At 63.6% G+C, this 21,585-nt stretch carries 23 protein-coding genes; 13 read left to right on the forward strand and 10 right to left on the reverse strand.

The window, feature by feature from the left end; genetic code table 11:
* Positions 1-9 precede the first annotated feature (9 nt).
* Positions 10-4,257, reverse strand: a complete 4,248-nt coding sequence (locus AC07OP_RS24615) for a DEAD/DEAH box helicase (protein WP_495102503.1) — start codon at positions 4,255-4,257, stop codon at positions 10-12.
* 166 nt (positions 4,258-4,423) lie between these two features.
* Here AC07OP_RS24615 and AC07OP_RS24620 point away from each other — a divergent pair, with 166 nt between their 5' ends.
* The gene (locus AC07OP_RS24620) at positions 4,424-5,308 is read left to right on the forward strand and encodes a sugar nucleotide-binding protein (RefSeq protein WP_027605180.1); all 885 of its coding nucleotides are present in this window, start codon (positions 4,424-4,426) and stop codon (positions 5,306-5,308) included.
* A gap of 125 nt (positions 5,309-5,433) precedes the next feature.
* Here AC07OP_RS24620 and AC07OP_RS24625 read toward each other — a convergent pair whose 3' ends face one another.
* The 5 genes from AC07OP_RS24625 to AC07OP_RS24645 all read right to left on the reverse strand — a co-directional run bounded on the left by AC07OP_RS24625 (position 5,434) and on the right by AC07OP_RS24645 (position 9,343).
* On the reverse strand, positions 5,434-6,132 hold the full coding sequence (locus AC07OP_RS24625) for an OmpW/AlkL family protein (protein WP_027605181.1): 699 nt from the start codon (positions 6,130-6,132) through the stop codon (positions 5,434-5,436).
* Between the two features lie 94 nt (positions 6,133-6,226).
* The gene (locus tag AC07OP_RS24630) at positions 6,227-6,748 is read right to left on the reverse strand and encodes a DUF3299 domain-containing protein (RefSeq protein WP_495102502.1); all 522 of its coding nucleotides are present in this window, start codon (positions 6,746-6,748) and stop codon (positions 6,227-6,229) included.
* An 11-nt stretch (positions 6,749-6,759) separates the two neighbouring features.
* Complete coding sequence (locus AC07OP_RS24635) at positions 6,760-8,025, reverse strand: ABC transporter permease (protein WP_027605183.1); 1,266 nt, start codon at positions 8,023-8,025, stop codon at positions 6,760-6,762.
* Between the two features lies 1 nt (position 8,026).
* Positions 8,027-8,737, reverse strand: coding sequence for an ABC transporter ATP-binding protein (locus tag AC07OP_RS24640; protein WP_495102501.1), 711 nt, complete (start codon positions 8,735-8,737; stop codon positions 8,027-8,029).
* Between the two features lie 6 nt (positions 8,738-8,743).
* Entirely contained in the window at positions 8,744-9,343 is a 600-nt protein-coding gene (locus AC07OP_RS24645) for a DUF2796 domain-containing protein (protein ID WP_092358196.1), read from the reverse strand.
* 131 nt (positions 9,344-9,474) lie between these two features.
* Between AC07OP_RS24645 and AC07OP_RS24650 the strand changes: the two genes are divergently transcribed.
* On the forward strand, positions 9,475-9,816 hold the full coding sequence (locus tag AC07OP_RS24650; RefSeq protein ID WP_495102500.1) for a hypothetical protein: 342 nt from the start codon (positions 9,475-9,477) through the stop codon (positions 9,814-9,816).
* A 101-nt stretch (positions 9,817-9,917) separates the two neighbouring features.
* Here AC07OP_RS24650 and trxA read toward each other — a convergent pair whose 3' ends face one another.
* From trxA to AC07OP_RS24670, 4 genes are all read right to left on the reverse strand, one after another.
* Entirely contained in the window at positions 9,918-10,790 is an 873-nt protein-coding gene (gene trxA / locus AC07OP_RS24655; protein WP_495102499.1) for a thioredoxin, read from the reverse strand.
* A gap of 51 nt (positions 10,791-10,841) precedes the next feature.
* Complete coding sequence (locus AC07OP_RS24660) at positions 10,842-11,864, reverse strand: Abi family protein (protein WP_495102498.1); 1,023 nt, start codon at positions 11,862-11,864, stop codon at positions 10,842-10,844.
* Positions 11,865-12,128: 264 nt separating this feature from the next.
* Positions 12,129-12,782 (reverse strand): class I SAM-dependent methyltransferase, encoded by a 654-nt coding sequence (locus AC07OP_RS24665; RefSeq protein WP_495102497.1) that lies wholly within the window; start codon positions 12,780-12,782, stop codon positions 12,129-12,131.
* Positions 12,779-13,234, reverse strand: coding sequence for a YbaY family lipoprotein (locus AC07OP_RS24670; protein ID WP_027605189.1), 456 nt, complete (start codon positions 13,232-13,234; stop codon positions 12,779-12,781). Before AC07OP_RS24670 ends, AC07OP_RS24665 begins: the two co-directional genes overlap by 4 nt.
* A 140-nt stretch (positions 13,235-13,374) precedes the next feature.
* Between AC07OP_RS24670 and nrdR the strand changes: the two genes are divergently transcribed.
* The 11 genes from nrdR (at position 13,375) to AC07OP_RS24725 (ending at position 21,582) form a co-directional block, all read left to right on the forward strand.
* Positions 13,375-13,845 (forward strand): transcriptional regulator NrdR, encoded by a 471-nt coding sequence (gene nrdR / locus AC07OP_RS24675; RefSeq protein WP_027605190.1) that lies wholly within the window; start codon positions 13,375-13,377, stop codon positions 13,843-13,845.
* Positions 13,842-14,978: a bifunctional diaminohydroxyphosphoribosylaminopyrimidine deaminase/5-amino-6-(5-phosphoribosylamino)uracil reductase RibD gene (ribD, locus tag AC07OP_RS24680; protein ID WP_065942243.1), complete on the forward strand. Its 1,137-nt coding sequence runs from the start codon at positions 13,842-13,844 to the stop codon at positions 14,976-14,978. The genes nrdR and ribD overlap by 4 nt, the downstream gene beginning before the upstream one ends.
* A gap of 47 nt (positions 14,979-15,025) precedes the next feature.
* On the forward strand, positions 15,026-15,688 hold the full coding sequence (locus tag AC07OP_RS24685; RefSeq protein WP_065946586.1) for a riboflavin synthase: 663 nt from the start codon (positions 15,026-15,028) through the stop codon (positions 15,686-15,688).
* 15 nt (positions 15,689-15,703) lie between these two features.
* The gene (gene ribBA / locus AC07OP_RS24690) at positions 15,704-16,795 is read left to right on the forward strand and encodes a bifunctional 3,4-dihydroxy-2-butanone-4-phosphate synthase/GTP cyclohydrolase II (protein WP_065924907.1); all 1,092 of its coding nucleotides are present in this window, start codon (positions 15,704-15,706) and stop codon (positions 16,793-16,795) included.
* 88 nt (positions 16,796-16,883) lie between these two features.
* Complete coding sequence (gene ribH / locus AC07OP_RS24695; RefSeq protein ID WP_003176356.1) at positions 16,884-17,360, forward strand: 6,7-dimethyl-8-ribityllumazine synthase; 477 nt, start codon at positions 16,884-16,886, stop codon at positions 17,358-17,360.
* Positions 17,357-17,857: a transcription antitermination factor NusB gene (gene nusB / locus AC07OP_RS24700; protein WP_027605194.1), complete on the forward strand. Its 501-nt coding sequence runs from the start codon at positions 17,357-17,359 to the stop codon at positions 17,855-17,857. The genes ribH and nusB overlap by 4 nt, the downstream gene beginning before the upstream one ends.
* A gap of 18 nt (positions 17,858-17,875) precedes the next feature.
* Positions 17,876-18,841: a thiamine-phosphate kinase gene (gene thiL / locus AC07OP_RS24705; protein ID WP_495102496.1), complete on the forward strand. Its 966-nt coding sequence runs from the start codon at positions 17,876-17,878 to the stop codon at positions 18,839-18,841.
* A 64-nt stretch (positions 18,842-18,905) separates the two neighbouring features.
* Positions 18,906-19,634, forward strand: coding sequence for a substrate-binding periplasmic protein (locus AC07OP_RS24710; RefSeq protein ID WP_495102495.1), 729 nt, complete (start codon positions 18,906-18,908; stop codon positions 19,632-19,634).
* Positions 19,635-19,763: 129 nt separating this feature from the next.
* Entirely contained in the window at positions 19,764-20,381 is a 618-nt protein-coding gene (gene ribA, locus AC07OP_RS24715; RefSeq protein ID WP_065924905.1) for a GTP cyclohydrolase II, read from the forward strand.
* On the forward strand, positions 20,378-20,797 hold the full coding sequence (locus tag AC07OP_RS24720) for a hypothetical protein (RefSeq protein WP_027605198.1): 420 nt from the start codon (positions 20,378-20,380) through the stop codon (positions 20,795-20,797). The genes ribA and AC07OP_RS24720 overlap by 4 nt, the downstream gene beginning before the upstream one ends.
* A complete protein-coding gene (locus AC07OP_RS24725) occupies positions 20,794-21,582 on the forward strand; it encodes a cobalamin-binding protein (protein ID WP_495102494.1) in 789 nt (262 codons plus the stop codon). The genes AC07OP_RS24720 and AC07OP_RS24725 overlap by 4 nt, the downstream gene beginning before the upstream one ends.
* Positions 21,583-21,585 lie beyond the last annotated feature (3 nt).

Raw genomic sequence — 21,585 nt, forward strand, 5'->3', positions numbered from 1 at the left:
CCCTCAAATTCAATGCCTGATCAACTTCTCCTGCACCGCCTGCTGATCCACCTCCAGCAACACCTGCTGCTTGCCGGCGACCATCACCGCCGCCGGCAACCCATCCCGATACACAATTCGATTCCCACTCACCGCCGGCACCTTGCTGCCCGGCAACAGTGTGCCCACCAGGTTCAGCGGGTCAGCCCCGCACACCGCAATCAAACTCCCGTCATGGGGCCTGCGCCGCACTTCGCGCAGCAACGGGATCGCTTCGGGCAAGGCAAACTGCTCACCCGCTAGCCCGCTGACAAACCGCCCGCCGCGAATCTCACCCCGGGCCTCCAGCCGATGGAATGTGCGTAGCAGTTCGCGCCAACTCGGCAACCAATCCGCCTCGCGCTCCAGCAAGCGCCAGAACACCACGCCATAACGGCGCAGCAAGGTCATCGCCACATGTTCCAGGGTTTCGGCCGAGTGCGGGCCGGCGGCGGTCGAGGGGCGGCGAATCAGCGCCCAGCGCCCGGCATCGTCCATGCCGCCGATAAACGCCCCACGCCCGCGCCGACTGCTGCGCGCCTGGCGCTTGCTGGCCGGTGTGGTCAGTGCGCGCAACCCGGCAAAGCTGTCGGCATTCACCAGGCCGGCGCCGACCAGTTCCTGCAAGGCGGTTTCCAGTTCGCTGCGCAGCAGATGGGCTTCGTGCACCAGCTCATCGAAAAACAGCGCGCCGTGTTCGCGCAAGGCCAGGTGGACTTTCTGCGCCTTGGGCGAAAGCGTCGTGCTGTCGGTGGGTTCGGTGAGCCCGCTCCACAATGCCACCTGGCTGCGCGGCAACAGCACCACCGGCGTGCTGCGCAGGGCGATGGCGCCGGACTTGTTGCTCAAGCGCGTCCACACCAGCTTGCCGCTGCGGCACAGCTCGTCGAGCCAGGTCGATGAGTAATCCTTGAGCCGTGCACTGAGCAGGTCACTGTCCCAGGCCGACGTGGCGGCGGCGTAGCCTTCGAACTGGCCGACAATCTGCGGCAGCATCGCGCTGCCCTGGCCCCGCGTGCTGTCGGATAGGTGCTGCCAATCGAACAGGAAGCGCATGAAATCCTGCAGCGCCACCGGCTCGATTTCCCGGCGCAGGCGCTTGACCGTGTAGCGATGAATGCGGGCGAGCAGATGCCGTTCGCACCATTGTTCCTCGAGTGCGCCGGGGCTGAAGCGACCGCGCAGCACGTAGCCTTCCTGCTCCAGGCGGGCCAGCGCCTGGGTGACGTCGGCCAGCGGCAATACCAGCGGCGCGGCGATCTCGATAATGCTCTGCGGGCCGAAGCCACCCAGGCGCGCCCGCAGCACTTCTACCAGCGCGTCGTCAAAGGCCCAGGCCTCATCGAAGCCGGGGAGCAACGGCAAGTTGTTGGGGTAGATCGCCTGCAAACACCCCAGGCGTTCCAGCGCGACCCACAGGCCATTGGACAACTGAAAAGCGCGGCCAGCCTTGGCCAAGGCGTTCAGCCACTCGGCCCATTGCGCCGTGACTTCGTGGCTGGTGATGCACGCCAGGCTCATCAGTGCCTCATGCATTTCATCCACGCCATGGGGCGCAGGCCAGGCCTCTTCGCGCACGCCGGCGATGGCGTCCGCATCCAATGCGCCGAGGTCGTCGGTGCTCTGTGGGTCGCTCCAACGGCGGTTGAGCACGGCCTGGGTGCGGCGTTCTTCCAACGGTGCATCGTCGAGAAAGGTGTAGGGGCGCGCGCTGAGGATCTCGGCGGCCATGGGCGAGGGCGCCGGCAGGTCGCGGCTGATCAAGCGCACGTCGCCGCGCTCCATGCGCCGCAGCAAGGCAAGCCAGGCGTCGCTGTCCATGGCTTCGTGCAGGCAGTCGTCGAGGGTTTGTTCCACCAGCGGGTGCTCGGGTACTTCGCGTTCGCCGGCGAGGTTTTCCAGGCAGGCGATCTGGTCGGGGAACACACTGGCGATCAGGTCTTCGCTCTTCATGCGCTGCAGCTGCGGCGCCACTTTGCGCCCGCCGGTAAAGCGCGGCAGCGCCAGGGCCACGCCGGCGTTCCAGCGCCAGCGCACGCCGAACAGCGGCGCATCCAGCACCGCCTGGATCAGCAGGTGTTCGGCACTGTTGCTGTTGAGGTAACGCCACACCTCATCCAGCTCGAAACTGTGGCTGGTGGACAGCGACAGTACGATCGCATTTTCGCTGGCTGCCGCCTGCAATTCGAAATTGAAGGTGCGGCAAAAGCGCTTGCGCAAGGCCAGGCCCCAGGCCCGATTGACGCGGCTGCCGAACGGCGTGTGGATGATCAACTGGGTGCCGCCGGATTCGTCGAAAAACCGTTCCATGATCAACGTGTCCTGGGACGGCAACGCGCCGAGGGCCAGGCGCGCGCGGGCCAGGTAGTCGAGGATCTGTTCGGCGCTGGCGCGGTTCAGGCCAAGGGTGCCGGTGAGCCAGTCTTGCGCCGGTTGCAGGTCGCCGGGGCTGGCGCTGAGCAGGGTGTCGAGTTGCCCCTGCAAACGTGCGACAGCGGCGGATAACTCATTGCTGCGCCCCGGCGCTTCGCCGAGCCAGAACGGAATGGTCGGCGGCTGGCCGTGGGCGTCTTCGACCCGCACTTTGCCGGCCTCGACCCGCAGGATGCGGTAGGAGGTATTGCCGAGCTGGAAGATATCCCCGGCGATGCTTTCCACCGCGAAGTCTTCGTTGACGCTGCCGATGTTCAGGCTCTGGGGTTCGAGCAACACGCTGTAGTCGGCGTTGTCGGGGATGGTGCCGCCGCTGGTCACGGCGGTCAGCTTGGCGCCACGCCGGCCGCGCAGGGTGCGGGTCAGGGCATCGCGGTGCAGGTACGCGCTGCGGATACCCTGGCGGCCGTTGTAGCCCTCGGCGAGCATCTGCAGCAGCGCCTGGTAGTGGCGTGCATCCAGGGTGGCGTAGGGTGCGGCGCGGTGGATCAGGTCGAGCAGGGCCTGCTCCGGCCACTCCTGGGCACTGACCTCGGCGATGATCTGCTGGGCCAGCACGTCCAGGGGCGCCACCGGGATCTGCAAGGTGTCCAACTCGCCCCGGCGTACACAATCGAGCAGGGCGGCGCATTCGATCAGGTCGTCGCGGGTCGTGGCGAACAGGCGCCCCTTGGGCGTGCCACCGACCTGATGCCCGGAGCGGCCCACCCGTTGCAGAAAACCGTTGATGGAGCCCGGCGAAGCGATCTGGCACACCAGGTCGACATCGCCGATATCAATCCCCAGCTCCAGGGAGGCGGTGGCGATCAACACTTGCAGCTCGCCCGCCTTGAGCCGTTGCTCGGCGTCCAGGCGCATCTCCTTGGCGAGGCTGCCGTGGTGGGCGGCGACGGCGGTCTTGCCCAGGCGCTCGCTCAAGTGCCGGGCCAGGCGTTCGGCCAGGCGCCGGGTGTTGACGAAGATCAGCGTGGTGCGGTGCTCACGGGCCAGTGCAGCGAGGCGGTCGTAGACCAGCTCCCAGACATCGTTGGCCATTACCGCCGACAGCGGCACCGGGGGCACTTCGATATCCAGGTCACGGGCGCGGGCATGGCCGATGTCGACGATGTCGCACGTCCGCTCGGTGCCCACCAGAAAGCGCGATACCGCTTCGATGGGTTTTTGCGTGGCCGACAAACCGATGCGGGTCAGCGGCTCGGCACACAAGCCTTGCAGGCGCTCCAGGCTCAAGGCTAGGTGGCTGCCGCGCTTGCCGGCGGCGATGGCGTGGATTTCATCGACGATCACCGTGCGCGTGCTGGCCAGCATCTGCCGGCCGGAGTCCGAGCCCAGCAGCACGTAAAGCGATTCTGGCGTGGTCACCAGGATATGCGGTGGGCGCTTGCGCATCAGGGCGCGGTCTTTTTGCGGGGTGTCGCCGGTACGCACGGCGGTGCGAATCACCAGCGGTGGCAGGCCCAGGCGCTGCAAATGCTCGGTGATCCCGGCCAGCGGGGTTTGCAGGTTGATCTGGATATCGTTGGACAGCGCCTTGAGCGGCGACACATACACCACCAGTGTCTCGTCCGAAAGTTGCCCGCCGTTGGCCAGGCCTTGGTGAACCAAGTCATCCAGCACCGCGAGGAACGCCGTCAGCGTCTTGCCGGAGCCGGTGGGCGCCGCGATCAGCGTCGAACGGCGCTGGCGGATCAGCGGCCACGCCTGGGCCTGGGCGCTGGTCACCGAGGGAAAGGTGTGGCGGAACCAGGTGCTGACGGCGGGGTGGAAGCCGTTCAACACCGAGTCGGTTGATTCAGGAAGGTTCATGCCTAAGTTATGCGGTCCACTCCAACAAGTTGCAACCCCGCACTTTATCCGTGACGGTTGCGCTACAAACCCGCAAAATGCAAGGATTCTGGAATAACCCTACGGCATGCCTCACCCGCCTGCCGACAATAACCATCGTTCCAAACAGACCGGGCCTGCTCAATCTATGCGAATGCGCCTTATGTTACTGGGCGGCGGGAATGCCCTCGGGCAGGCGCTGATTCGCCTCGGTGCAGAGGAAGACATTGGTTTCCTCGCACCCAAACCGCCCCAAGACGGCTGGGATGCCGCGAGCCTCACCCAATTGCTCGACGACACCCGTCCCGATGCGTTGATCAACCTCGCCTACTATTTCGACTGGTTCCAGGCCGAAGCCGTCAGCGAAACCCGCCTGGCCGCCCAGGAGTTCGCCATCGAACGCCTGGCCGAACTGTGCCAGCACCACAACATTACCCTGCTGCAACCGTCCAGCTACCGCGTGTTCGATGGCTCCCGTGCCACCGCCTACAGCGAAAAGGACGAGCCGGTGCCCCTGGGCCTGCGGGGCCAGGCGTTGTGGCGGATCGAGCAGAGCGTGCGCGCGACGTGCCCGCAACATGTGCTGTTGCGTTTTGGCTGGCTGCTGGATGACAGCGTCGACGGCACCCTCGGGCGCTTTCTGGCGCGTGCGGAAAAACCAGATGAATTGTTGATGGCCGACGACCGCCGCGGCAACCCGACGCCGGTGGACGATGCCGCGCGGGTGATCATCTCGGTGCTCAAGCAACTCGATTGCGCGGCGCCGCTGTGGGGCACTTACCACTACGCCGGGCATGAGGCGACCACGCCGCTGGCGCTGGGCCAGGCGATCCTCACCGAAGCGCGCAGCTACCATGCGCTGGCCATTGAAGCGCCCACCGCCCAGGCCCACGCGGCACGGCCGGATGCGGCAGACGAACCGCAGCATGCGGTGTTGGCCTGCAAGAAAATCCTCCACACCTTCGGCATCAAGCCGCGGGCGTGGCGGGCGGGGCTACCGGCGTTGCTCGACCGGTTCTATCGCCACAGCTGATACAACACAAAACCAAATGTGGGAGGGGGCTTGCTCCCGATAGCGGTGTATCAGTCAATGAATCTGTTGACTGACACGCTGCTATCGGGAGCAAACCCCCTCCCACATGGGTTATGCAGTGTTGCTTAGAACTTGTAGCCGATACCCACCATGTAAACCATCGGGTCAACGTCCACATTGACCTTGGCACGGGTGCCAGGCGCCACGGCGTTGTTTTCCACGGTGGCCTTGGTGCTGATGTCGATGTAGCGCGCCTGGGCGTTGATCATCCACTTGTCGTTGATCATGTAGTCCGCGCCGATCTGCGCAGCCCAGCCCCAGGAGTTCTCGGCCTTGAAGTTGCTGAAGCCGGCTTCGGAGGCGCGGCTGCCGACGTGTTCGTCGTAGATCCAGGTGTAGTTGATACCGGCGCCGACGTACGGTTGGAACGGGGATTTATTGTCCAGCGGGTAGTACACGACGCTCAGGGTCGGTGGCAGGTGTTTCAGTGTACCGAGCTTGCCGTTGGCGGCGCCGAGGGCGGTGCCCTTGATCTTCACGTCATGCTCGAACGGCGTGGCCGCCAGCAGTTCGATACCGACATGGCTGGTGAGCATGTAGGCGAAGTTCAGGCCCAGCTGGGTGTCGCTGCTCATGGTCGCCTTGCCGCCCAGGTTGGCGCCGGCCAGTGGGCCCTGGTCAACTTTGACGGTGCTGCTGTCTGCCTTCGGGTTCACGGTGATTGCACCGGCACGAATCAGAATGTCGCCCGCTTCGTGAGCGTGGACGGCAGGGGCGGCGAGTGCGAGGGCGAAGAGGGACGCGCCGAGCAGAGACTTGTTCATGGGAGCTCCAGAGGACGTTTAGAAGTTGTACGTCCAATGGTAAAGATCGTTCCGTCCGGTCTTTTGACTCAGCTCAATGAAAGGGCGATCAGCGTTATTCCGGCAGTTCGTAGATATAAATTTTCTCGGCATCCATCTGGTAGCCGGCGTCGGCCAGTTCACTGGTGGACGGTTTGACCTGCATCGCCCCCTCTATCCAGTACGGCTGGTAGAGCTCATCGAGCTTCACGCCGACTTCGCTTTTCACGTGCACGATCTGGTTCGATGGCGGCGGCGGCACATGGATGCACGCGCCGAAATACGGCACCAGCAGGAACTCGGTGGTGCGGCCTTCTTCGCTGACTTCCAGCGGCACGATATACCCGGGCAGGCGGATGTGCTGGCCATCGAGGCTCTGCACCACCGGCGCATTGGGCAGATCCTGCTTGGCCGCTGGTGCTGCTTCGACGGACAAGGCATCGGCCATGTTCGACAGGTCGTGCAGCGGTTTCATGTTGGGGATTTCCGGCGGCGCGTCCGGCGGGATCATCTCCTGCCAGGACAAATCCCTGGGCTGGTCCTGCGCCCAAGCCGGCACCGTCACCAGCAGCAATAACGCAAACAGAGCGCGACGCATCGAAGCCTTCCTCATAAACGTATGGACAGGCCATCGGCCAGGGATTGTCGGTAGGCGCGCCACGCGGGCACGCTGCCCATGAGCAGGGCTGCAGCCAGGATACCGGCGAGCAGGGTCCATTCATATTCGCTGGGCCACGACATCGGCAGGTCGAGGCCGTAATTGGCCTGCAAATACCCGCGCGATGCGGCGATGCACACATACAGCAAGCCCACGCCTGCGATCACCCCGGACAGGGCAAGGGCGAAGGCTTCGAAAATCAGCAAGGTTGCGATATGCCACGGCCGCGCGCCCACCGAGCGCAGGATCGCCATTTCGCGGCGGCGTTCGTTGAGGCTGGTGAGGATCGCGGTGAGCATGCCGATCAAACCGGTCAGCACCACGAACAGCGAGATCACGAACAAGGCTTTTTCGGCGGTGCCCATCATGCTCCACAGCTCTTGCAGCGCCACGCCGGGCAGGATCGCCAGCATCGGTTCGCCACGGAATTCGTTGATCTCCCGCTGCAGGGCGAAGGTGGAAATCTTGTTGTTCAGGCCGAGCATAAAGGCCGTGATGGCTTGCGGGGTGAGGTCCATGTTGCGCGCCTGGTCGGCACTGATGCGGCCTTTGCCCTGGGCCGGTACGCCGTTGTGCCAGTCGATATGGATCGCCTCCATACCGCCGAGGCTGATATGCAGCGTGCGGTCCACCGGTGTACCGGTGCGCTTGAGAATACCGACCACGGTGAACGGTTTGTCATCGTGTTTTACCAGGCTGACCACCGCCACACCGTGGGCCAGCACCAGCTTGTCGCCGAGCTTGTAGTGCAGGGCATCGGCGACTTCGGCGCCTAGTACTACTTCGAACGGGTCGGTGGCGAAGGCGCGGCCGCTGGCCAGCTCCAGGTTTTGCTTGCGCCCGTACTGGTAGTGCTCGAAGTAGGATTCGTTGGTGCCCATGACGCGGTAGCCGCGGTGGGAGTCGCCGAGGGAAATCGGGATGGCCCATTTCACCTGGGGGCTGGCGGCGAAGTGCTCGTAGCTGTCCCAACGAATGTTGTTGGTGGCGTTGCCGATGCGGAACACCGAGTACAGCAGCAGGTTGACCGAACCGGAGCGCGCGCCGACGATCAGGTCGGTGCCGCTGATGGTGCTGGCGAAACTGTTGCGGGCCTCAACGCGCACGCGTTCCACCGCCAGCAGCAGGCACACCGACAAGGCGATGGCGAAGGCGGTGAGGATCGCGGTAAAGCGGCGGTTAGCCAGGCTGGCCATGGCTAGACGAAACAGATACATCTCAAACCTCTGCGGGCGTGGCGGCGCGATTGAGTTCGGCCAGCGACAGGTCGCGGTCGAACAACGGCGCCAGGCTCTGGTCATGGCTGACAAACAACAGACTGGCGCCGGCTTCGCGGCATTCGGCGAACAGCAGTCGAATGAAGGCTTCGCGGGCGTCGTAGTCCAGGGCCGAGGTGGGCTCGTCGGCGATCACCAACTCCGGTTGGCCGATCAACGCACGGGCGGCGGCCACCCGTTGCTGTTGGCCGATGGACAGCGAGTCGGCGCGGCGCTCCAGCAAGTCCTTATCCTTCAGGCCCAGGTGCGCCAGCAATGTGGCGGCGGCTGTGTCGACACTGCCGTGGCGCTGCTTTGCCCGTTGCGCGCGCAGCTTGGAAAAGTGGCAGGGCAACTCGACGTTCTCGCGCACCGACAGGAACGGCAGCAGGTTGAACTGCTGGAAGATATAGCCGGTGTGGTCAACACGAAAGCGGTCCCGGGCGCCGGCCGAGAGTTCGGTCAGCTCCTGGCCGAGCAGGCGGATGCTGCCCTGGCTGGGCTTCTGCACACCGCCGAGCAGGCCGAGCAAGGTGGTTTTGCCACTGCCGCTCGGCCCCTTGAGAAACAGGGTTTCCCCCGCTTCCAGGCGGAACGCGGGGATGTCCAGTAACTGTGGGTGACCGGGCCAGTTGAAGCCCAGGTCAGACAGTTCGATCAATGGGTGGGTCATGGGCACTCAGAACTTCAGGGTGGCTGCTGTGGCCGTCGCTTCAACACCTTGCTGGCCGCTCGGGCCGATCAGTTGTACCTGAATTTTCTGGGTGGCGGGGAAGGTCTTGAACACCTGGGTCAGGTCCAGGTTGCCCAGGGCGGTCGGCGTGGCACAGGTGAATTGGTAGTGGGCGTGGATTTCACTGTGATCGTGATGATGCTCGTGGGCACCGTCTTTGGCGTCGTGGTCATCATCGTCGTCGTGGTCGGCTTCCGGTTTGTCGCCGAACAGCGGGCTGTTGAGTTCCTGGGAGCTGATCACGCAACCGGCGGCCTTGGGCAGGTTGAACAGCGCCAGTGGGTTCTCCAGTTGTTTGCGTGCAGCGGCGACCTTGGCTTTGTCGGCTGCGCTGGTGGCGAGGTGTTCGAAACCCACCAGGTTCATCGCCGGGCTGTCCAGTTCAAGCTCCAGGGCCTGGCCGTCGAGTACCGCGTTAAGGCGGCCGACGCCGTGTTCGTGGGCGCCGAGGCTGCCGTGTTCGTGATCGTGGTCATGCTCGTCGGCAGCTTGAGCGATGGCGAGTGGCAACAGGGCAAACGGCAAAGCAAGCAACAGACGGCGCATGGGAAAGCTCCAGAGATGAAAGTTTTGTTATGTGATCTTATAACAATAGTGCCGAGAGTTTGCCCGCCCGCTTGGCGTTGCGCAAGCCGCATGGGAGCATGCTCGTCAGAAAAAATGCAGGAGTAAGGACGATGTTGCGAATTCGTGGAACCATCGGCGACCTGCCGGTGGACTTGACCCTGGAGCTGGACGACGGCGATTGGGCACGACTCGGCGCGCAGTTGCAGGCGACGCCAGTGGCAAGCGCGACCGTCGCGCCGGTCAAGCCGAACGATGATCTGTGGCAGACCGCCCAGGACCTGTTGCGCAACGCCGGGCAACTCAGCGGCCTGGAACTGCTTGATCGACTGGAAGGTTTGGCGGGGGATGCCGCGGCGGGCAAGCGCCTGTTGGTGCGCCTGCGCCACAGCGCCAAGGTCAAGGTGGCCAGCGGCGGGGATACGCCGCTGTATACCTGGATCGAACCCTTGTAGGAGCGAGCTTGCTCGCGAAGGTCGTTAACGATAACGCGGGCATTCTGGATGACCGCGGCGCCCTTGAGTTTTTCGCGAGCAAGCTCGCTCCTACAGCGCGATTAGTACAGCGCGGCAAACAACTTGCGGCGGTACACGGTCACCAGTGGGTGATCATTGCCCAACAGTTCGAATACCTGCAGCAAGGTCTTGTGCGGCAGGCCTTCGCTGTAGCTGCGGTTGCGGATAAACAGCTTGAGCAAGCCTTCCAGCGCCGCGTCGTACTGCTGGCGCGCCAGTTGCTGGATGGCCAGTTGATAGGCGGCTTCGTCGTCCTGTGGGTTTTGCGCCAGGCGGCTTTTCAGCTCGGCGGCGTCCGGCAGATCGGCGGCCTGGCGCAGGAAGGTGATTTGCGCCTTGGCGCCGGCGAGGGCGGCTTTGTGGTCATCGCTCTTCACCGCATCGAGCACGGTTTGGGCTTCACCCAACTCACCGCGTTCGGCCAGGCAACGGGCGTACAGAATCAACGCGGCGGCGTTGGTGTTGTCTTCACCCAGCAGCGCCACCAGCACGGTCTCGGCTTCGCTGATGCGGCCATCGGTAAACAGCGCCTGGGCCTGCTCCAGTGGGTCAGCCGCCGCCGGTGGTGGCATCTTCACGTGAGGCTCCAGCAGCGCCCGCACCGCCGACTCCGGCTGCGCCCCGGCAAACCCATCCACCGGCTGGCCATCTTTGAACAGCACCACCGTTGGCAGGCTTTGAATGCCAAAGCGCGCGACGATGTCCTGCTCCGCCTCGCAATCGACCTTGGCCAGCAGCAGCTCACCCTGATAACTCTGGGCAATCTGCGCCAGCATCGGCATCAACGCCTTGCACGGCGCGCACCATTCGGCCCAGAAATCCACGAGCACGGGTTTTTCGAAGGAGTTCTGGATCACGGCCTGGTCGAAATTGGCGCTGTTGACGTCGAAGATGTACGGCGTGGGTTCACTCATGGGGCGTCTCGAATAAAGCGGGAATGGGGCAACTATAAGGGCTGGCGAAGGCTACCGGAAGCAGCGGGGAGTTCTGTTTCCAAGCGCATGCCAAAAATGGTCCTGATACCAATCGAGAGGGAAGCCCATCGCTTTCAGGCTAACTTCGGGAAATTCGCAAATCAGGCGATGCAGGCGTTGATCCCAGTTACTGTGGGGGCTCACTTGATGCATCAAGTGATTCAGAATGCAGAGTGCCGCAAAAATGCGGGTGTGTGGCCCTGGCTGAAACAGCTGTCCCGGCCATAAGAAGCTGGCTTTCCTTGGCAGTTCGGGACGAATGCCTAACTCTCGGTTCCACAGTCGTGAATGATGGGCGCACATGTTTCGAATGGTGGTCAGGGTGTGTAGCCAGGACTGCATGAGGGGGGCCGCAAGTCCCAGGCGCTTGGCAATGGCCTTTTTATCCGCATCTTTCGCCAAGCCCTTATATAAGTGGGATAAATCACCCAGCGTCAGTTCCTCCAGCATGGCCCAGCCTGGCATAAGAGGTGGGTGGACGTAGGTTGCTGGGTAGTAACGGGCGTAGCTTTCTTTAGCTCTTTGGCGTTTAAGGAGGCGTTTTCTCATGTCGTCCGCGCGCAATCGATCGATGCTCTCGCATTCGCGCTGGAAGTGACGCATGGCTGTGGATTGTTTGAGGGACAGCGTCGTAAGCAGCCGCTGATGATCGAACATCTGATGGAACATCTGCGAGTTTATATACCAGTGACTGCCATGGGTGGGCCCCATGTGGTTGCTGATGGCCGAGCGCGATGCTATTTCGACTCTCTCGATGGCGTCCATGGTCAGCAAGCGAAGCTGTCGGTCGAAGTCGTAGAGACGAGTTAACTGATCAAACTGGCTACCGTCACGAAAACGATGGTTGACATCCTCCGGCTGCTGAAACGGCCGCATATAGGGGGTGAGCCGAAAGAAGCTGACCGATTGCAAAAAAGACGCGGCGCCAACCTCGTCCTGAACATTCAAGCCGCGGTGCTTGAGCAGTTCAAGCTGGGCAGGAACGTCAATGGCGGGTTTGCTGAATGTCCTCATACCCAAAAAATACCGGGCATAAAAAACCCGCACAATTTGTGCTTGGCTACTGACGCAACCAGAGGCATGGCGGGTGTATTGCCGCAAAGACTAGTGAGCTGCCCGTTTTTTTGCAAGGGGGTTGCATGGTCAGCACTGAGTGAAACTGTTTGGAAAAGCATGCAGGTCGATTGTCCACGCCGCGTGCGAAAAGGAGGGCATTTTCCATGCGCCTCCTTTCGTTGTCTTAACCAATCTATTGCTGAACATTTGTAAGGTGCAGGTTTAACGCTGCGAATGGTACAGGCTCACCTTGCGAAACTCCCAAGGCTCGGCCAGGTCCGGCAACGTCAGTGCATCGAGTATCTCCAGCCGTTGATAAGCCGGGTGCTGGAAGTCCCGCACGCGCGAGTCCGCCACCAGCGCTTCGCGGCCTCGCCTGAGGAAGTGGTCGAGCAACGGCAGGTTGGCGCGGTCGTAGAGCACGTCGGCGACCAGGATCAGGTCGAAGCGGTCGGCTTCGGCGAAAAAGTCTGCCGAGTAACTCAGTTCCACACCGTTGAGTTCGGCATTCGCCCGGCAGGACGCTAACGCCAGCGGGTCCAGGTCGCAGGCCACCACTTCCAGCGCGCCGGCTTTGACCGCGGCAATCCCGGCCACACCGGAGCCCGCGCCGAAATCCAGCACGCGCTTGCCTTTTACCCATTGCGGGTTCGCCGCCAGATACCGCGCCAGCGCCAAGCCGCTGGCCCAGCAAAAACTCCAGTAGGGCGGTTCATGCAGGATGCGCCGGGTTTCCTCGGGGCTGAAGGCGCGGTCCATGTTGTCCGCATCCAGCAGCCACAATGAAAGCGCAGTACCCGGCAGCGGGCAGGGCACCAGTTGGGCGTCGCCGATCAGCGCGCTCAGGGCGCGCTGCAAGTCCAGCGGCGGCGTCATGGCGCCTTGACGAGTTCCAGAGGGCCGGTGGTCTGGGTGATCGCCTGGGTGATGCGCACGGCAGGCAGGTGCAGGATCAACTGGCCGGATTGGCTGGCACGGCCACGCAATTCAACCCGCGCACCGGCTGGGAACGCCTCGGGGTTGTAGCGCAGGCGGAAGGCCAGGGGCTTGCCGTTGCCGGTCAAGACGCTGCTCGCCAACAGTTGTTGCGGGCGCGAACGGTCATCGATCACCAGCAGCGCCATCTCGACTTCGGCGCCGGCCGGTACGTTGGTGAGGCTGCCGCTGATTTCGCGTTGATAGGCGGGCAGGGGACCGAGGTCTTCAATGCCGGGGACTTTTTTCTCTTGTGCGGGCGTCGGTTGAGGGGCGGCCGGCTTGGGGGCTTCGCTGCTGCAGGCGACCAGGACACTGAACACGGTGAGCAAAACAAGTGGTCGTAACTGCATGTACGGCTCCAGAAAAGGACAAAATCCGTGGCTTGAAATATAAGAAACATATAGGCCTGCCTATATACCGTAAAGGCTATGGCTTGTCTTGCCACAGGGATGCGCTACCATGGCCCTCCCTTTTTTTGTTGCCTGCCACCATGCACTGTCCCTTCTGCGGTGCCAACGACACCAAGGTCATTGACTCGCGTCTGGTCGCCGAGGGCGATCAAGTGCGTCGCCGGCGCGAATGCCTGGCCTCTGGCTGCGGTGAACGTTTCACCACCTTCGAAACCGCCGAACTGGTATTGCCGCGCCTGATCAAGTCCGACGGCAGCCGCCAGCCTTTCGACGAAGAAAAACTGCGCGCCGGTATGCAGCGCGCCCTGGAAAAACGCCCGGTGAGTGTCGAGCGGCTGGAGGCGGCGCTGGCGCATATCAAGCACAAGCTGCGCGCCACCGGCGAGCGCGAGGTCAAGAGCCTGGTGGTGGGAGAGCTGGTGATGGGCGAGCTGCAAAAGCTCGACGAAGTCGCCTATATCCGTTTCGCCTCGGTGTATCGACGCTTCCAGGACCTCAACGAGTTCCGTGAAGAGATCGACCGCCTGGCCCGTGAGCCGGTCAAAGAATGAACCCACTTTCTGCTGAACAGGCTGTGCTGGACGCCCATTACATGGCCCGCGCCCTCGAACTGGCGCGCAACGGCCTGTACACCACCCACCCCAACCCGCGTGTGGGCTGCGTGATTGTCCGCGCTGGGCAGATTGTCGGCGAAGGCTGGCATGTGCGCACCGGCGAGCCCCATGCGGAAGTGCATGCCTTGCGAGCTGCCGGTGACAAGGCGCGCGGCGCCACGGCGTACGTAACCCTCGAGCCCTGCAGCCACTACGGCCACACCCCGCCGTGCGCCGATGCGCTGGTGAGTGCCGGGTTGGCGCGGGTGGTCGCAGCGATGCAGGACCCCAACCCGGAAGTCGCCGGGCGCGGCATGCAGCGCCTGGCCCAGGCCGGGATCGAGGTGCGCAGCGGCGTGCTGGAAGGTGAAGCGCGGGCCCTGAATAAGGGCTTCCTCAAGCGTATGGAGCATGGCCTGCCGTTTGTACGGGTCAAGCTGGCGATGAGTTTGGACGGCCGCACTGCCATGGCCAGCGGCGAAAGCCAATGGATCACCGGCCCCGCCGCCCGCGCCGCCGTGCAGCGCCTGCGCGCCGAAGCCAGCGTGGTGCTGACCGGTGCCGACACCGTATTGGCCGACGGCGCACGCCTGACCGTCCGCGCCGCCGAACTCGGCCTGGACGACGCCACCACGGCCCTGGCCATGTCGCGCCCGCCGCTGCGTGTGCTGATCGACGGCCGTTTGCGCGTGCCGCTCAACGCACCCTTCTTCAAGGCCGGCCCGGCGCTGGTCATCACCTGCGTCACCGCGGAAAACCAGTTCCCCCGTGGCCCCGAGTGCCTGGTGGTGCCGGGCGTGGACGGCCAGGTCGACCTGCGCTCGGCGCTGGTGGCGCTGGCCGCCCGTGGTGTCAACGACGTCTTGGTGGAAGCCGGCCCAAGCCTGGCGGGCGCGTTTGCCCAGCAGGGCCTGGTGGACGAATACGTGATTTTCGTCGCCGGCAAGTTCCTCGGCTCCGCTGCCCGGCCTTTGCTGGACTGGCCACTTGAGAAGCTGGCCGACGCTCCCCAACTCAAGATCACTGAAATGCGCGCTGTAGGCGACGACTGGCGAGTCACTGCCATCCCTGTGCCAGCAGCGAGCGTATAATTCTGACCGGGCGCTCAAGTGCCCGCACCGTTTTCCAGGAGAAGGCCATGTTCACCGGCATTATCGAATCCATCGGCAGCATCCGCGCCATGACCCCCAAGGGCGGCGACGTGCGCCTGCTGGTTGAAACCGGCAAGCTCGACCTCGGCGACGTCAAGCTGGGCGACAGCATCGCCGTCAGCGGCGTGTGCCTGACCGTCGTCGAACTGCCGGGCAACGGCTTTGCCGCCGACGTCAGCCGGGAAACCCTGGACTGCACCGCGATGAACGACCTCAAGGCCGGCAGCCCGGTCAACCTGGAAAAAGCCCTGACCCCGACCACTCGCCTGGGCGGCCATCTGGTCAGTGGCCACGTCGACGGCGTCGGCGAAGTGGTGGCCCGCAGCGAAAATGCGCGCGCCGTGGAATTCCGCATCCGCGCGCCCAAGGAGCTGGCCAAGTATATTGCCCACAAAGGCTCGATCACCGTCGACGGCACCAGCCTGACCGTGAACGCCGTGAATGGCGCCGAATTCGAACTGACCATCATTCCCCACACCCTGAGCGAGACCATCATGGCGTCTTACCAGCCTGGTCGCCGGGTGAACCTGGAGGTCGACTTGCTTGCCCGTTACCTGGAGCGCCTGCTTATGGGCGATAAGGCCGCAGAGCCTGCCGCCGGTAACATCACCGAAAGTTTTCTGGCCGCTAACGGCTACCTGAAATCCTGACCAAGGGGGTGCCCTGTGGCGCTCAATAGCATCGAAGAACTGGTTGAAGACATCCGCCAAGGCAAGATGGTCATCCTGATGGATGACGAAGACCGCGAAAACGAAGGCGATATCATCATGGCCGCTGAGGCCTGCAAGCCTGAGCACATCAACTTCATGGCCAAGCACGCCCGTGGCTTGATCTGCATGCCCATGAGCCGCGAGCGCTGCGAGCTGCTCAAGCTGCCGTTGATGGCGCCGCGCAATGGTTCAGGGTTTGGTACCAAGTTCACCGTATCGATTGAAGCGACCACCGGCGTCACCACCGGCATTTCCGCCGCCGACCGTGCCCGCACCGTGCAAGCCGCTGCCGCCAAGGACGCCAAGGCCGAAGACATCGTCAGCCCCGGCCACATCTTCCCGTTGATGGCTCAACCGGGCGGCACCCTCGCTCGCGCCGGCCACACCGAAGCCGCCTGCGACCTGGCGCGCATGGCCGGTTTCGAGCCCTGCGGCGTGATCTGCGAAGTGATGAACGACGACGGCACCATGGCCCGCCGCGCCGAACTCGAAGCCTTTGCCGCCGAACACAACATCAAGGTCGGCACCATTGCCGACCTGATTCACTACCGGATGATCCACGAACGTACCGTTCAGCGGATTGCCGAGCAGCCACTGGACAGCGAACTGGGCCAATTCAATTTGGTGACCTACCGTGATTCGGTGGAAGGCGACGTGCACATGGCCCTCACTCTGGGCAGCATCTGCGCCGACGAGCCGACCCTGGTGCGCGTGCACAACATGGACCCGCTGCGTGACCTGCTGATGGTCAAGCAACCGGGCCGCTGGAGCCTGCGCGCCGCCATGGCTGCGGTGTCCGAGGCCGGCAGCGGTGTGGTGCTGCTGCTGGGTAACCCGGTGGATGGCGACGTGCTGCTCGCGCATATTCGCGAAACTGCCGAACAGACCCAGGTGAAAACGCCGACCACCTACAGCATCGTCGGTGCCGGTTCGCAGATCCTGCGTGACCTCGGTGTGCGCAAAATGCGCCTGATGAGCGCACCGATGAAATTTAATGCGATATCCGGATTCGATCTGGAAGTTGTAGAATACGTGCCCTCCGAATAAAGGCCGGCGCTTTTTGCCCCTTGTTCGCGGTTAAATCATCACTGAGGGACGCACTTTTCGCGTCCCGGCTCTTTAAGAGATTTGTCGAATGACCCTGAAGACCATCGAAGGTACCTTCATCGCCCCCAAAGGCCGCTATGCCCTGGTGGTTGGCCGCTTCAACAGCTTCGTGGTTGAAAGCCTGGTAAGCGGTGCCGTGGATGCCCTGGTTCGCCACGGTGTGAGCGAGAGCGACATCACTATCATCCGCGCCCCTGGCGCCTTCGAAATTCCACTGGTTGCGCAAAAAGTTGCTCAGCAGGGTGAATACGCGGCGATCATCGCCCTGGGCGCGGTCATTCGTGGCGGTACTCCGCACTTCGAATACGTGGCCGGCGAATGCACCAAGGGCCTGGCCCAGGTGTCCATGGAGTTCGGCGTGCCAGTCGCTTTCGGCGTACTGACCGTGGATTCCATCGAGCAAGCCATCGAGCGTTCCGGCACCAAGGCCGGCAACAAAGGCGCTGAAGCTGCCCTGTCCGCCCTGGAAATGGTCAGCCTGCTGTCGCAGTTGGAGGCCAAGTGATTTCCGACGAGAGCGATTGCTTCAACCCACGCGACGAGCGTCCAGCGGACGCCGGCAAGCCTTCGAAAAGCGAAAAGCGCCGTGCTGCCCGCCAGCTCGCCACCCAGGCGCTGTACCAGCGTCACATGGCTGGCACCTCGCTGAACGAGATCGAAGCGCAGTTTCGCGTCGATAACGACTTCACGTTTGCCGACCAGAGCTACTTCCACGACATCCTGCACGGCGTTCCGGCCAACCTGGCCGAGATCGATGCGGCATTGACGCCGTGCCTGGACCTGACCCTCGAAGAGCTGGACCCGGTTGAACTGGCCGTCCTGCGCCTGTCCACCTGGGAGCTGCTCAAGCGCGTCGACGTGCCGTACCGCGTGGTGATCAACGAAGGCATCGAACTGGCGAAAGTCTACGGTTCGACCGACGGTCACAAGTTCGTCAACGGCGTGCTCGACAAGCTGGCCCCGCGCCTGCGTGAAGCCGAAGTGAAGGCGTACAAGCGCTAACCTGCGCTTGAGTCCTGAATGGGCGAGTTCGAGCTGATCCACCAGTACTTCGCCGCCGCGCCGTGCGCACAGGGCGGCGAGGGCATTGCCCTGGGGATCGGCGACGACTGTGCCCTGCTGGCGCTCCCCGCCGGGGAGCAGCTGGCAATTTCCACCGATACCTTGGTGGCCGGCGTGCACTTTGCCGACCCCTGTGACCCGTTCCTGCTCGGCCAGCGCTCGCTGGCCGTGGCGGTCAGCGACCTGGCCGCCATGGGCGCCCACCCCCTCGCGTTTACCCTCGCACTCACTACGCCGACCGTCGATGCCGATTGGCTGCAACGCTATGCCCAGGGGTTGAACGCCATGGCGCAAAACTGCGGTGTGGGCCTGGTGGGCGGCGACACCACGCGCGGTCCGCTGAGCCTGACCCTGACCGTGTTTGGACGTGTCCCGGCCGGTCAAGCGTTGACCCGCAGCGGCGCACAGCCGGGCGATCTCTTGTGTGTCGGCGGCGAGTTGGGTAATGCCGCCGGTGCCTTGCCGCTGGTATTGGGGCAGCGCAGCGCCGATGCCGCGATTGCCGACCCGCTGCTGGCCCATTACTGGTCGCCACAACCGCAGTTGGCCCTGGGCCTGGCTCTACGGGGCAAGGCCACATCGGCGATGGATATTTCTGACGGTCTTCTGGCCGATTGCGGGCATATCGCCAAGGCCTCGGCTGTCAGCCTGTTGATCGAGCGCCAGAAGCTGCCGCTGTCCAACGCGTTGCTGGCGTTTGTCGGTGATGACGAGGCGCGGGTCGCCGCATTGAGCGGCGGCGATGACTACGTGCTGGTGTTCACCCTGCCGCCCGTCGAGTTGGCGCCGTTGCTGGCTGGCGGTTGGCCGGTGCATGTTATCGGCCAGGTTCAGGCGGGGCAGGGCGTCACGCTGCTTGACGCTCTCGGGCAAGACATCACCCCGGCCATCCGTGGCTATCAACATTTTTGCCCGGCACCCTGAATCGCGTGCTGCGCTACGCTCTATTACGTCGTTCTGGATGCTGGATTTGCAGGAGATCATCGCCATGGATGTACGCCGCTGGCTGCTGATGCTGCTGTGTGTCCTTCCGGCATGGGGCCAGGCGCAGGAGATGCCGGTGGTGCCCGGCAAGGTCATGCTGGCCAGCGAGGCCTGGGACGACTACACCAATGCCGACGGCAGCGGCCTGGCCTGGGATGTGTTGCGGCACGTCTTCGAACCGGTCGGGATCACCCTGCAAACCCGCATTGAGCCCTATACCCGCTCGGTCGGCCTGGCCCAGCGCGGTGAAGTGGATGGCTGGGTCGGCTCCTACCGCGATGAAGTCAAGGGTGTGCTCTACCCGCACTGGAACTTCGATTCCGACCCCATCTACGCCCTTGGACTGGCGACCTCGCCGATACCGAGCGCCGCGACGCTGGGGGATTATCGCCTGGCCTGGGTGCGGGGCTACAAGTACGAGGCGTATTTGCCCCATGTACGCCGTTTCAATCAGATCCAGCGGCGCGATGGCATCTTGCCGATGCTGCAACATGGTCGTGCCGACTTCTACATTGATGCGCTCACCGAAGCCCGATACGTCCTCACTCAGGCGGACGCCCCGTCCCAGTTCCGGCTCACCCATATCATCGACCTGCCGCTCTACGTGGGTTTTGCCGATACCGAGCGTGGGCGGGCATTACGCACCGTGTTTGACCAGCGCATGGCAGTCCTGGTGAAAAGCGGCGAACTGAAGCCGATTTTCCTGCGCTGGAAACTGCCGTATCCGTTCTGACCTGCATAGAACCGGGACGAAGGCCAATCAAACTGATTGATCTTTATCAGCGATAATTCAGCTTAAGCGTCTGTAGGAACCTGCTGTTACAATGCCCGCCTCTGTGAAATCTGAAATCAGGAGCACACGGTGCCCGTCGTTTTCGTCGCTGCTTCCAAGCTGCCTACCCCTTTTGCCACGTTCACCATGAGCGGCTTTCTCGAAGAAGCCACCGGGCGCGAGCACGTTGTGCTCAGCCTCGGCGATATCGCCGATGGCGCACCGGTTCTCGGTCGCGTGCACTCCGAGTGCCTGACCGGCGATGCGCTGTTCAGCCAGCGCTGTGACTGCGGCTCGCAACTGGAAGCGGCGATGCGCGCCATCGCCCGTGAAGGCCGTGGTGTGCTGTTGTACTTGCGTCAGGAAGGCCGTGGCATTGGCCTGCTGAACAAGATTCGCGCCTACGAGCTGCAAGACGGCGGTGCCGATACCGTCGAGGCCAATGAGCGCCTGGGTTTCGCCGCAGACCAGCGTGACTACGCGATCTGCCTGCCGATGCTGGAACACCTGGGCGTGAAGTCCCTGCGCCTGATGACCAACAACCCGCGCAAGGTCAAGGCCTTGACCGAGATGGGCATCACCGTGGCCGAGCGCGTACCGCTGCACACCGGGCACAACCCGCATAACAAACTCTACCTGGCGACCAAGGCCAGCAAGCTCGACCACATGATGGGCAATGAGCATCAAGGCGAGGTCGACCGCGCGTGACCCGTGGCCAGGTGAAACGGCGACTGTCCTTCAGCTGGTGGCAGTACCTGGCCCTGGCGCTGCTCCCACTGTTCGTGATCAACCTGGTGTTTGGCCAGGCCGAGCCCTTGTTACCGGTGCTGGCCATGCCGTTCTTTATCGCCGGCGTGGCGTCGATGTTCCTCAGCCTGCGCTACTTCAACGGCTATAAACACGCCCTGATCGCCACCTCCAAAGCCCTCGATACCGCTGAAGAACCGGCTGCCTGGATCACCCTGGCGGCGCGTCGGCGCACGGCCTTGATGGTGGCGGCCGTGCCGGCGTGGGTGGGCGCATTGGCGGTATTCGTCGGTCTGGAGGCGGTGCCGCTTTTCCTGTTGGCGCTGTCGACGACGGTGCTGTTTTACCTCTACCGCATCCCGCGCCAGCTGGGATGAGGGTCCGCTGGCTGGCGCTCCTGCTGCTGGCGTTCGGTGCCCCGGCACTGGCGGTCGAGCGGGTCGTGAGCCTGGCGCCCTCCCTGTCTGAAATCGTGGTTGAACTGGGTGCTGCCGACTTGCTGGTGGGCGTGCTCGATGGCGGTGAGCGGCCAGCGGCGCTGGCGAACGTGCCGTCGGTTGGGCGTTACGGGCAACTCGATATGGAGCGCCTGCTCAGCCTCAAGCCCGACCTGATCCTGCTCTGGCCCGGCAGCGTCGGCCCCGCCCAGCGCGAGCAGCTGCAGCGCCTGAATATCCCGGTGTACGTCGCCGAACCCCATAGCCTCGAACAACTCACCACCCAGGTCCAGGCCATCGCCGAGCAACTGGGCCGTGCCGACGCCGGCCGGCAATTGGCCGCGCACCTGCGCCAGCGCCTGGCGCAGTTGCGTCAGCGTTATCAGCGGGCCGAACCGGTGCGGGTGTTCTACCAGGTGTGGAACCAGCCGCTGTACACCGTGGGCGGCGGCCAGATCATCAGCGACGCGTTGAGCGTGTGCGGTGCGCGCAACGTATTTGATGACCTGAAGCTGCCCGCGCCGCAGGTCAGCATCGAGTCGGTATTGCAGCGCAGTCCCGAGATGATCCTGGTGGGCGATCAGGCTCAGAAGGAAGCCTGGAAGGTCTGGCCAGCGATGGCGGCGCGGGTGCGGCTGGTTCCGGACAAAGGCCTTGAACGGCCCAGCGGGCAGATGCTGGAAGCGCTGGCGCGGCTGTGTCAGGTGATTGCTCCGGGCCGCTGAGGC

It is taken from the genome of Pseudomonas sp. GW821-FHT09D08 (assembly GCF_059416305.1).